This window comes from Ruegeria sp. BJ5 (genome assembly GCF_056537865.1).
Genome location: NZ_JBQFSH010000001.1, coordinates 152,270 through 163,679, shown reverse-complemented (window position 1 = coordinate 163,679; position 11,410 = coordinate 152,270). Strand labels below are relative to the sequence as shown.

Here is an 11,410-nt window from a genome sequence, read left to right as displayed (position 1 = left end):
TGAAACCGCTAGTTTGACCGCAATCCAAAAGACTACATACGAAACTCGAGGTATTTCGGCAGTGCAGCGTTTCCCTACTCGATGGATACGAGGGTTGTCCCTCGTAGCAGCCATTGGCCTTCTGACAGCGTGCCAACTGCCCAAGGCCGGGCCGAACAAAACCGAAATTCTTGCGGGCTCGACAGTCAATGGCGGCAACGCCCACGTGGTCGAAGTTGATGACCGGGTGGCCCACGTCACCTCTGCGGTTCCACAGTTTGGCTTTCCGCCCGCCTTCCGGTCAGCACAAAGCGTAACATCCGACACCATTCGTCCCGGCGACGTGCTTGGCCTGACCATCTGGGAAAACGTCGACGACGGTCTGCTGGCTGGTGAAACCGGCCCATCGACCAATCTCGATGAGGTTCAGGTCGACAGCGAAGGCTTTATTTTCGTGCCCTATGCCGGCCGCTTGCGCGCCTCGGGCAACACGCCCGAGCAGCTACGCTCGCTGATTGCGGAAAAGCTGCGCGAGCAGACACCTGACCCGCAGGTTCAGATCCGCCGCGTGGCGGGTGACGGTGCGACGGTCTCGGTAACCGGTACGATCGGTGCCTCTGGCATCTACCCGATCGAGCGCCCGACCCGCACGCTTTCCACCATGCTGGCAAGGGCCGGTGGCGTGGCGGTCGCCCCGGATATTGCGCTGGTCACGGTGATCCGCGGCAATCAGCGTGGTACCGTTTGGTATGACGATTTGTTCCGCAATCCTGAAACCGACATCGCACTGCGCGGTGGTGATCGCATCCTGGTCGAACAGGACACCCGGTCGTATGTCGCGCTGGGGGCCACGGGTGGGCAATCCCGGGTCGCTTTCGACAGTCAGGATCTGTCCGCGCTGGAAGCGCTGGCGCAGGTCGGCGGCTTGCAGTCGCTGTCCTCAGATCCCACCGGTATTTTCGTTCTGAGGGACGAGCGCGAAGATATCGCACGCAAAGTGCTGGGCCAGCCGAACCTTCAGGGCGAACAACGCGTGATCTACCTGCTGAACCTCACGGCGCCCAACGGTCTGTTTGTGGCACGTGATTTCGTGATCCGCGACGACGACACGATTTACGTGACCGAAGCCCCGTATGCACAGTGGACCAAGTCGATTTCGCTGATTGCCGGCGGTCTGACACCCGTTGCAAACGTCGCCACGCTGACCGGAAACTGAGGCATGAAACCCGGCGCCGACACTGCGGACGCCGAGGATCGAACGCGCCTGTATGTCTACAACGGCGGGTTTCTGACCCAACGTAGGATCCGCCGCATCCTGTCGCTGACGGGATTCGACATTCGCGTTGGGCTTCCGCGTTCGGGCGACATGGTGGGCATCTGGGGCGAAAGCCCGACTGCGCACCGCGGAACCCGAGTTGCGAAAGACCGGAATATCCCGCTGTTGCGGGTCGAGGATGCATTCCTGCGATCCCTGCTGCCGGGGCGCGATCACGAGCCGCCGCTGGGCCTGCTTCTGGAACGACGTGCGATGCATTTCGATCCGTCACAGCCGTCGGACCTCGAAACTCTGCTGGCCACGCACCCGCTGGATGACACCGCCCTGCTGGATCGGGCGCGCGGCGCGATCGCACGGCTGAAGGAATCGCATCTGAGCAAGTATTCGGCATGCGACCCGGATATCGCACCCCCGGATCCGGGCTATGTACTGGTTGTCGATCAGATACAGGGCGATGCGGCGGTTACGGCAAGCCGGGGCGACCCTGCGCGGTTTCTGGAAATGCTGATCATGGCCCAAGAGGAAAACCCCGGGGCGCGTGTGATCATCAAGACCCACCCGGAAACACTGCAGGGTCACCGGCGCGGTTTCTTCTCGGAGGATGACGAAACTGACCGTGTTTCCCTGTTGGCGGATCAGATCAGCCCCTGGTCGTTGCTGGAAGGCGCGATTGGGGTCTATACCCTGTCCTCGCAACTGGGGTTTGAGGCCATTCTGGCCGGTCACAAACCTAGGGTTTTTGGGCAACCCTTCTACGCCGGGTGGGGTCTGACGCAGGACGAGATGCCTCTGCCGCGCCGGCAGCGCAATCTGACTCGCGCCCAACTATTCGCTGCCGCCATGATACTGTACCCGACGTGGTACGATCCCTATCGCGACCAGCTGTGTGAGCTTGAAACGGTGCTGGATACGCTTGAAGCCCAGAGCCGCGCCTGGCGACAGGACAGGCACGGCTGGACAGCGTCTGGAATGCGCCTGTGGAAACGCAGGCATATTCAGCAAACCTTCGGGAAGTGGAAAAAAGTCCGTTTCGTGCCGGAACGGCCCTCGGCGACCGATCGGTCCCATATGGTCTGGGCCAATCGTGATCTGGAAGCCGAAGATGTGGTCCGCGTCGAAGACGGTTTTCTGCGCTCGCGCGGGTTGGGGGCCAACCTTGTGCCCCCGCTTTCACTTGTGACCGACGACCTTGGAATTTACTACGACCCCACCCGACCCAGCCGTCTGGAAGAACTGATCACCGCTCGCGAAGAGTTGCGACCCGATCAGGAGATACGGATACGCCGCCTGGTGACGCAACTCACCGCGGCGGGGCTAAGCAAATACAATACGGGCGGCGGTTGCCCGCCCTTGCCGGACGGGCACCGGATTCTTGTACCTGGCCAGGTAGAGGACGACGCCTCGATCCGGTTGGGCACCAGCACGGTCCGCACAAATCTCGAGTTGCTGAGCACCGTTCGCGCGGCCAATCCCGCCGCAGTTCTGATCTACAAGCCGCATCCGGATGTTGAGGCCGGGCTTCGGGACGGTCGAATAGACGCCGAGGGTCTGGCGGATGTCGTCCTCCACGATGTGGATCCGGCACTGGTTCTGCCGGAGGTTCATGAGGTCTGGACAATGACCTCACTGCTTGGGTTCGAAGCTTTGCTGCGCGGGATAAAGGTCACTACGCTTGGGGCTCCGTTCTACGCCGGCTGGGGTCTGACGACCGACCTTGGATCGGTCCCGGCGCGACGAGGCGCGCGACCGACAGTGCTGGGCCTGGCCTACGCCACGCTCATCGACTATCCACGGTATTTCGATCCAGTCACGCGCGACGCATGCCCGGCGGAGGTTGTCGCAGACCGTTTGACGAATGGCCCGATTGCACCAGCTGGGCCGGCAATTCGGCTGCTGGCTAAGCTTCAGGGGGCTTTTGCAACACATGCGAACCTGTGGCGCTAGGGCTCGCCGCTAGCGGACCGGCCTGCGCCAGACATGCAGGACATCGCCACCCAAGTCCCGGGTTTCGACCAGCGAAAAGCGGGGCGCGTCCCCCAATTCCTCAAGCCCCATGGCGCCAATGGCGGGCAAGCCCTCGGCTCCGATGGCCAAGCCCGCGCTGAAACCGACCAGCTCGTCGACCAGATCATTTGCCAGCAGGGACGCAGCCAGAGCCGAGCCCCCCTCGCAGAATACCCGGGTCAGACCGGCCTGCCCCAATTGGTGCAGCATGTCTGCGGCGTCGATCCGGTGATCCTGCAAAGCGCAGGATATCAGCCGCGCGCCCAGTCCCTGCCACGCCGCGGCACGCTCGGGATCGGGCGACGGGCCATGGCACAGCCAAACGGGAATATCAGAGGCGGTTCGGGCCAATTGGCTGAGCAAAGGCAATTCAAGGTGACGTGAAACCACGACACGCACGGGCTGCCGGTCGATACCCAGATCACGAACCGTCAGCGAAGGATCGTCGGCCCGCGCGGTGCCCGCGCCGACCATCACCGCATCGTGCTGCGCCCGCATGGCATGCACCGCCCGGCGGGCCTCGGGGCCGGTGATCCACTTGCTCTGCCCGGTCTCGGTTGCGATTCGTCCATCAAAGCTGCTGGCAAGTTTCAGCGTCACAAACGGTCGGCCTTGCTCGGTCTTCATGAAAAAGCCCGCGTGGTCCATTGCCGCCAGATCGCTCAGAACCCCGGTCGTGACCTCAATCCCGGCATCGCGCAACATGGCAAAACCCTGCCCCGCGACGCGCGGATCGCTGTCCTCGATCGCCGAAACCACACGGGCCACTCCGGCGTCGATCAACGCCTGAGCACAAGGTGGCGTCTTGCCGTGATGCGAACATGGCTCCAGCGAAACATAAGCCGTCGCGCCACGCGCTTGTTCGCTGGCCTCGGCCAGAGCCTCGGTTTCCGCATGAGGGCGACCGCCGGGCTGCGTCCACCCGCGCCCGACGATCCGGCCGTTTTTCACCAGAACACATCCGACCGCGGGGTTGGGCCAGCAAGATCCTTGTCCGCGCCGCCCCAAGGACAGGGCCAGCGCCATGTATCGCTTGTCTGTTTCGGTCACTCGTCAGTCGATGGCTGCGGCGGGCGCAGTTCGTGGACGAACTCCTCGAAATCATCGGCCGCCTGGAAATTCTTGTATACGCTCGCAAAGCGAACATAGGCGACGGTGTCGATCCGCGCCAGAGCTTCCATGACGATCTCGCCGATCTTGTTGGAGGGAATGTCGGTCTCACCCATGCTTTCCAGGCGCCGCACGATGCCGGATATCATCTGGTCGATGCGGTCCGGATCAATCGGGCGCTTCTGCATCGAAATACGGATTGACCGTTCCAGTTTGTCCCGGTCGAAATCCTCGCGTTTGCCATTTGTCTTGATGACCACAAGGTCGCGCAACTGGACCCGCTCATAGGTGGTGAAACGGCCCCCGCATGCGGGGCAGAACCGACGCCTGCGGATGGCTACGTGATCTTCTGCCGGACGCGAGTCCTTGACCTGAGTATCGATATTTCCGCAAAACGGGCAGCGCATCCGCCGTCTCCTCGTCCCTTGTTCCGCCTCTTTTTGTCAGCGCTGTGGCCGACTTATCCACAACTATAGGGCAGCCGCTAGAGTTTGGGTAGTCGGAAATTTCAACCGCTATATGCAGGGTCACCCAAAATGCGCCGCAACTCGGCGAACCTGGGGCGCGGTCCGGTGTTCGAACAGGTAGATACCCTGCCATGTTCCCAAGGCAGGGCGCCCACTTAAGACCGGGACCGAAAGAGAGACCGGCATCATCGCCGCCTTGATATGGGCCGGCATGTCATCGGGCCCCTCATACGTATGTTTCAGATAAGACATCGATGGATGATCTGAGGGCGGAACCAGCCGCGAGAAAAATGCCTGCAGGTCCGTCTGAACTTCGGGATCCGCGTTTTCCTGTATCAACAGTGAACAGGATGTGTGGCGGACGAACAGCGTCAGCAATCCGTCGGCCACACTTGCGGACAGCCAGTCACAGATGTCGGAGGTGAACTCGTACAGCCCCTGCCCTCGGGTTTCGATGGTGAATTCGGCCTGCATCAACCGGGTGGCCCTGTTCGCGTCAGTTGAAGAAGGGGCGCACGTTGCATCGGGCGTTCGCACCTTGGACCGACATGCTGTAGCCCGGTTGAAATCCCGAAACCACTACGCTGGGTTGCTGTGGCACGCCGCCTGTCGGCGGTTTTATGGAAAACTGCACAGCGGTCCGACGCCCGGTTGTCACACTGGGCCCATAGCCGCGCAAAACGTAAATCCGCTGCTGCCAGCCGGCCCCCAGTTTGCGCCGAGCAAAATCCGCCGCTGCGCACCAATACCCATCAACGTCCTGCCGGGCACGAGGGATGACCTCAAAATCGGTGCTGTTCATCGGCTCGGTCCGGTACCCGTTCGGGGCGGCATCAGTCTCGACCGGAGCGGCTGCAACCATTGCCGCAACCGCGGCGCATGTCAGAATATGTTTCATTGCAAATATCTTCCCTGATTTCGACACGCATCATAGCCTAGTTTTCCACCAAGCCCAGAACAGCGCCGTTCACGATGATTTCAGGAACGGTGCGCATGCGAATGGTGCCTTGCGTCTTTGGAATCGGGACATGCGTTCAATGTGTGCCGGGGAGCCACAGATCGGTTGGTGTGACCAAATCCTTCGGCTCTGCCCGATCCCCACGGGACTGACCCGGCACGCGGCTGATCTATGACGGCCGTACCACGGAGTCTTTCTTTGCCCGGCCACGTCTTTGTGATCTGAAGCCATTTCCGGCGTAAATACTTGCGCCGTGTCTGAACCTGTGTGGGAACTGTCACCTCACAAAAACTATGCAAATGACAAAATTCGCTACATAATCCGGCCAATTCAGTGGGTTCCGGAGCGTGGCATGCAAGTCGATATCGCCAGAATTCAGTTGCTGGCGTCCGCGTTGCAGGCGCAGGCAGGGAATACTGATACGGTCGTTCGTGTCCTCGCCAAAAGCGGGCTGAGTGCGCAAGACCTCGCGCCGCCTGCAAAGCTGTACAGCGCCCACAGCGAGGCATTGTTCGCCCGCCACGCTTGCGATGAACTCAACGACATCCTGTTCGGCGCGCGAACGGGTTTGCAGTTCAGTGCAACCTCCAGCCTGACGGCATATATCAGCAAGTATTCCCGGGATCTGCGGCAGGTTCTGGAGAACGCCAACCACTTCCACCGGCTGATTGATCCTGCCATCGCCGTGAGGCTGCACGAGTCCGGCAATTCGGCAACCATCGAGGCCAGGTGGAAGGACCCAAGCTTTTCGCGGTACCACCGGCGAACCGAGTTCCTCATGTTTGCCTGCATTGCCCGCCTGCGTGCTCTCACGGGGATCCCGATCCAACCGATCGAACTGCGGTTTCAGCACAAGGTCGGCGCGCTAGAGGAAGACTATTCGAAACTCGGCAAGTTCCCGGTGGTGTTTGGCGCGGAAAAGCTGGAGATCATTTTGCCGCAATCAACACTCGACGTGCCCGTCCCGACCTACGACCCCAGCTTGCGACAGCACCTGATGGAATATGGTGACCGTCTGCTGCATGAAAACAGTGACGAAAAACAGACTCTACGGTCGCGGGTCGAAGGGCGGATCACCCAATCGCTTCCCGGGGCCATCGCCCGCGCCGAACAGGTTGCCAAGGATCTGGGCATGAGCCCGCGGACATTCGGTCGACGCCTGACCGAGGAAGGCACCAGCTTTCGCGAAATTGTCGACGACCTGCGCTGCGACCTCGCCAGAACGTTTCTGAAGAACGACATGGGCCTTTCTGAGATCTCGTACAGCCTTGGCTACGCCGACCAGGCGGCGTTTTCGACTGCCTTCAAACGCTGGACCGGGCAATCTCCCAGCGCATTCAAGGATCAGTCCCGGCGCAGAAAGCTTGCCTGACAAGCGGCCGGGGGTCATCAGCGTTGCCGCCTCGCCCCGACCTGTCCCATGAGTGGACACAAGCGATATGGTCCGCGAAGGCCCTGACCACTTGCGAATTCCCGCCAAATTGAATTCAAGTTTGGCCTTCGTGAACCAAACCGCCGTGCAAATGAAAAAAGGCGCCTCGGTCGAGGCGCCTTTTTGATCACTGATCCAGGAAGGACCGCAGCTTTCGGCTTCGGCTGGGATGTTTCAGCTTGCGCAGCGCCTTGGCTTCGATCTGCCGGATACGTTCGCGCGTCACGCTGAACTGCTGACCAACCTCTTCCAGCGTGTGGTCGGTGTTCATGCCGATGCCGAAACGCATCCGCAGAACCCGCTCCTCGCGCGGGGTGAGCGAGGCCAGTACACGCGTGGTGGTTTCCTTGAGGTTTTCCTGAATGGCGCTGTCCAGCGGCAGCACGGCATTCTTGTCCTCGATGAAATCGCCCAGCTGGCTGTCTTCCTCGTCCCCGATCGGGGTTTCCAGAGAAATCGGCTCCTTGGCGATCTTCATCACCTTGCGGACCTTTTCCAGCGGCATCTGCAGCTTTTCGGCCAGTTCCTCGGGGGTCGGCTCGCGGCCGATCTCGTGCAGCATCTGGCGGCCGGTCCGCACCAGCTTGTTGATCGTCTCGATCATGTGCACCGGAATACGGATCGTGCGCGCCTGATCCGCGATCGAGCGCGTGATCGCCTGACGGATCCACCAGGTCGCATAGGTCGAGAACTTGTAGCCACGACGGTATTCGAACTTGTCCACCGCCTTCATCAGGCCGATGTTTCCTTCCTGAATAAGATCAAGGAATTGCAGGCCACGGTTCGTGTATTTCTTGGCGATCGAAATCACCAGGCGCAGGTTGGCCTCGACCATTTCCTTCTTGGCCTGACGCGCCTCTTTCTCGCCCTTCTGGACCTGCTGCACGATGCGGCGGAATTCGCTGATGTCCAGACCGACATACTGGCCGATCTGCGCCATGTCGTTGCGAAGTTCCTCGACCTTGTCCGACGAGCGTTCGATGAACATCTGCCAGCCGCGACCCGGCTTTTGGGCCATGTCGGACAGCCAGTTGGGATCAAGTTCACGACCGCGATACTCGTCAATGAACTCACGGCGGTTGATGCGGGCCTGGTCGGCCAGCTTCACCATGGCACTGTCCAGCGACATCACCCTTTTGTTGATGCCGTACAACTGATCGATCAGGGCTTCGATCCGGTTGTTGTGCAGATGCAGGCCATTCACCAGTTCAACGATCTCGGCGCGCAGCTTTTGATAGGTCTGCTCATCCTTGTCGCTGAACGACCCATCCTCGTTCAGAGTTGCCGAGATCCGGCTGTCCTGCATTTCCGACAGCTTTGCGAAATCCGTCGAGATCCGCTCAAGCTGAGTCAGAACCTGATCTTTCAGCGCCGCTTCCATCGCAGCCAACGACATGTTCGCCTGATCGTCTTCGTCATCGTCATCGTCGTTGGCAATCGGGTTGCCGTCGGCATCCAGTTCGGGACCTGTGTCCTTGGCGGGCTTGGCGGCCGCGACAGCCGAAGTATCCACCACCGGCTCCTCTACGTCGCCATCCTCGTCCATCTGATTGCCGAATGTCGCTTCCAGATCGATGACATCGCGCAGCAGGATATCCTCGGACAACAATTCGTCATGCCAGATCGAGATCGCCTGGAAGGTCAGCGGGCTTTCGCAGAGCCCGAGGATCATGGTGTTGCGACCGGCTTCGATCCGTTTCGCGATGGCGATTTCGCCCTCGCGGCTCAGCAGTTCGACCGACCCCATCTCGCGCAGATACATGCGCACCGGGTCATCGGTCCGGTCCAGCTTTTCGGTTTGTGCACCGGCCAGCGCAACCTCACGGTTGCTGTCGGTGGTGACCAGATCGGTCGAGCCCTTCTGCTCTTCCTCTTCGGCCTCTTCGTCTTCGATGATGTTGATGCCCATCTCGGACAGCATCGACATGACGTCCTCGATCTGTTCCGAACTGACCTGATCCGGCGGCAGGACCTGGTTGAGCTGATCGTAAGTGATGTAGCCTTTCTCGCGAGCCTCGGCGATCATCTTCTTGACCTGGGCCTGGCTCATGTCCAGCGAGATTTCCTGTTCCTGGTCGTCGGACTTCCGTTCCTCGTTGGTATCCTTGGCGGCCATTCAGTGCTCCTGCAGGGATGGGTGATTCGATGGAACCGAATCATTAGCGCGTAGAAGTGATTCGGCCACCCGTTTACCCGTTTTTCTTTTCCAGTGCTTTATGAAAACACCACTTCAGCGGCGTTTCCGCTCGAACTTGATGCCGGACATGATCGCCTGAAACGCGTCTTTCTCGTCACGATTGATTCGCGCCCCGTTGTCAGCAATGTCGAAAACGGCCCTGTCCTCGTTCTGGCTGCGGCTTGCGCGGTTGCGTTCTTCGGCGGCCTGGGCCAACCGGAACGTTAACGCTTCATCCGCCAGATCGGACAACTCCTCTTCGGCTTCGGCAATCTCGGCATCCAGCCCCCGGAGCGCTTTGATTTTTGCGAGTTCCTCGGCCAGAGTCATCTGTGCCTTTTCGACGTCGCCCGGTTTGTGCACACAGGGGATTACAGCGACATGGCGAAGGGCTAGCAGGTTTTCAAGAGGGGCCGGCCCCAAAGACTGAACAATATGCTCTTTCAGGTTGTCGGGATCGTCGATCGCGTGCCGCAGGATTGCATCGCGCAGGGCCGCGTGATCGGTGTTCAGGCATTCCATCTCTTCCAGTTGGTGCTCGAATTGAATGACGACCTCGGGGTTCAGGATTGCAATCGCAAGGATTGCCGCTTCACGCAGCTGGATATCCGCATTCTCCGAGGACGCAAGGAACGAGGCCCGCGCATCCGGAGTTGCCGACGGTTTTGGCGGTTGCCATTTGCCTTTCGGCTGCCAGTTTCGAGCCCCTGCCCCTTGCCGCTGCGGGCGGAAAAGTTGCCAGCGAAGATCCTTGATTTCCTGTCCGTAGTGCGACCGGATCGAAGGATCGCGGATCAACTGGATCTTTTCGCGCAGCGCCTTGTCCAGGGCCGCCTTGCGCTCGGGGCTGTCGAACACTTTGCCCTCGGTCTCGCGCCGCCACAAAAGCCGCACCATCGGAATGGCCGCGTCCAGCACCGCCTGAACCGCCTCCGGGCCTTCGGCGCGCAGCAGATCGTCGGGATCCTTGCTCTCGGGCATCAGGGCGAACCGCAGAGACTTGCCGGCCACCAGCAGGGGCAGCGCCAGGTCGATGGCCCGCATCGCCGCGCGCAGGCCGGCAGTGTCGCCATCCAGCGCGATGATCGGCTCATCGGCGATGCGCCACAGCATGTGCAACTGGTGTTCGGTGATCGCGGTGCCCAGCGGCGCGACGGCGGCGCCGAAGCCTGCCTCGGACAGGGCGATCACATCCATATAGCCCTCGGCCACGATCAGCGGTTGCCCCTTGCCCGCCGCCTGACGGGCCGGTCCGTGGTTGTACAGGCTTCGCCCCTTGTCGAACAGCGCGGTCTCGGGCGAGTTCAGATATTTGGCGTTGTCGTTGGGGTCCATCGCCCGCCCGCCGAACGCGATGCACCGGCCGCGCGGATCGCGGATCGGGAACATGATGCGGTTGCGGAAGGTGTCATAGGGCTTTTTGCCCTTGTTCGACGGCTTGGCCAGACCGGCGCCCAGGATCAGGTCCTCGGTCACGTTCTTGCCGCGCAGATGGTCCCACAACGCCTGCCAGCCGTCGGGTGCAAACCCGATTTCCCAGCGTTCCAACGCCTGAGCGTCCAGACCGCGGCGGTCCAGATAGGCGCGCGCCTCGGCCCCTGCCCCGGTCTTGAGTTGCAGGCGGAAGAACTGCACCGCCTGCTCCATGACATCGGCCAATTGCGCCCGATGGTCCTGCTTTTCCTGCGCCTTGGGATCGCGCGCGGGCATCGGCAATCCGGCCTCGCGCGCCAGAATTTCGACAGCTTCCATGAACGAGACGTTCTCGGTTTCCTTCACGAAGCTGATCGCGTCGCCCTTGGCATGGCACCCGAAGCAGTAATAGAACCCCTTTTGGTCATCCACATGGAACGAGGCCGTCTTTTCGTGATGGAACGGGCATGGCGCCCACATGTCGCCCTTGCCCGGATTGGACTTGCGGTTGTCCCACATGACCTTGCGCCCGACGACCTGAGACAGGCTCAGACGGGTGCGCAGCTCATCCAGAAATCCAGGGGGCAATGACATG

General features: G+C 60.9%; 9 protein-coding genes. 3 read left to right on the top strand and 6 right to left on the bottom strand.

What is annotated here, in order from left to right; genetic code table 11:
- The first annotated feature begins 61 nt into the window (after positions 1 to 61).
- Positions 62 to 1,195 (top strand): polysaccharide biosynthesis/export family protein, encoded by a 1,134-nt coding sequence (locus tag ACR0NY_RS00795; RefSeq protein ID WP_367646340.1) that lies wholly within the window; start codon positions 62 to 64, stop codon positions 1,193 to 1,195.
- 3 nt (positions 1,196 to 1,198) lie between these two features.
- Positions 1,199 to 3,199, top strand: a complete 2,001-nt coding sequence (locus ACR0NY_RS00790; RefSeq protein WP_170368286.1) for a capsular polysaccharide biosynthesis protein — start codon at positions 1,199 to 1,201, stop codon at positions 3,197 to 3,199.
- A gap of 9 nt (positions 3,200 to 3,208) precedes the next feature.
- Here the strand turns inward: ACR0NY_RS00790 and ribD are convergent, their stop codons facing one another.
- From ribD to ACR0NY_RS00770, 4 genes are all read right to left on the bottom strand, one after another.
- The gene (ribD, locus tag ACR0NY_RS00785; protein WP_170339145.1) at positions 3,209 to 4,309 is read right to left on the bottom strand and encodes a bifunctional diaminohydroxyphosphoribosylaminopyrimidine deaminase/5-amino-6-(5-phosphoribosylamino)uracil reductase RibD; all 1,101 of its coding nucleotides are present in this window, start codon (positions 4,307 to 4,309) and stop codon (positions 3,209 to 3,211) included.
- The gene (gene nrdR, locus ACR0NY_RS00780) at positions 4,306 to 4,776 is read right to left on the bottom strand and encodes a transcriptional regulator NrdR (RefSeq protein ID WP_039534475.1); all 471 of its coding nucleotides are present in this window, start codon (positions 4,774 to 4,776) and stop codon (positions 4,306 to 4,308) included. Before nrdR ends, ribD begins: the two co-directional genes overlap by 4 nt.
- Positions 4,777 to 4,896: 120 nt before the next feature.
- A complete protein-coding gene (locus tag ACR0NY_RS00775; RefSeq protein WP_170368285.1) occupies positions 4,897 to 5,310 on the bottom strand; it encodes a secondary thiamine-phosphate synthase enzyme YjbQ in 414 nt (137 codons plus the stop codon).
- 22 nt (positions 5,311 to 5,332) lie between these two features.
- On the bottom strand, positions 5,333 to 5,734 hold the full coding sequence (locus ACR0NY_RS00770; RefSeq protein WP_093961755.1) for a hypothetical protein: 402 nt from the start codon (positions 5,732 to 5,734) through the stop codon (positions 5,333 to 5,335).
- Positions 5,735 to 6,146: 412 nt separating this feature from the next.
- On the opposite strand from ACR0NY_RS00770, the gene ACR0NY_RS00765 reads away from it, so the two are divergent.
- Positions 6,147 to 7,166 (top strand): helix-turn-helix domain-containing protein, encoded by a 1,020-nt coding sequence (locus ACR0NY_RS00765; RefSeq protein WP_170339149.1) that lies wholly within the window; start codon positions 6,147 to 6,149, stop codon positions 7,164 to 7,166.
- A 187-nt stretch (positions 7,167 to 7,353) separates the two neighbouring features.
- On the opposite strand, the gene rpoD is transcribed toward ACR0NY_RS00765, so the two are convergent.
- Together rpoD and dnaG are read right to left on the bottom strand one after the other, a co-directional pair.
- Positions 7,354 to 9,342 carry an RNA polymerase sigma factor RpoD gene (rpoD, locus tag ACR0NY_RS00760; RefSeq protein WP_170339150.1) on the bottom strand — a complete coding sequence of 663 codons (1,989 nt, stop codon included), beginning with the start codon at positions 9,340 to 9,342 and terminating at the stop codon, positions 7,354 to 7,356.
- Between the two features lie 114 nt (positions 9,343 to 9,456).
- Positions 9,457 to 11,409, bottom strand: coding sequence for a DNA primase (gene dnaG / locus ACR0NY_RS00755; RefSeq protein WP_170339152.1), 1,953 nt, complete (start codon positions 11,407 to 11,409; stop codon positions 9,457 to 9,459).
- Position 11,410: the final 1 nt, after the last annotated feature.

Bases quoted from the DNA above. Each gene is read 5' to 3' on its own strand.
- ACR0NY_RS00775 (WP_170368285.1), bottom strand. From the start codon at position 5,310: ATGCAGGCCGAATTCACCATCGAAACCCGAGGGCAGGGGCTGTACGAG.
- ACR0NY_RS00765 (WP_170339149.1), top strand. From the start codon at position 6,147: ATGCAAGTCGATATCGCCAGAATTCAGTTGCTGGCGTCCGCGTTGCAG.
- rpoD (WP_170339150.1), bottom strand. From the start codon at position 9,342: ATGGCCGCCAAGGATACCAACGAGGAACGGAAGTCCGACGACCAGGAA.
- nrdR (WP_039534475.1), bottom strand. From the start codon at position 4,776: ATGCGCTGCCCGTTTTGCGGAAATATCGATACTCAGGTCAAGGACTCG.
- ACR0NY_RS00790 (WP_170368286.1), top strand. From the start codon at position 1,199: ATGAAACCCGGCGCCGACACTGCGGACGCCGAGGATCGAACGCGCCTG.
- ACR0NY_RS00770 (WP_093961755.1), bottom strand. From the start codon at position 5,734: ATGAAACATATTCTGACATGCGCCGCGGTTGCGGCAATGGTTGCAGCC.
- dnaG (WP_170339152.1), bottom strand. From the start codon at position 11,409: ATGTCATTGCCCCCTGGATTTCTGGATGAGCTGCGCACCCGTCTGAGC.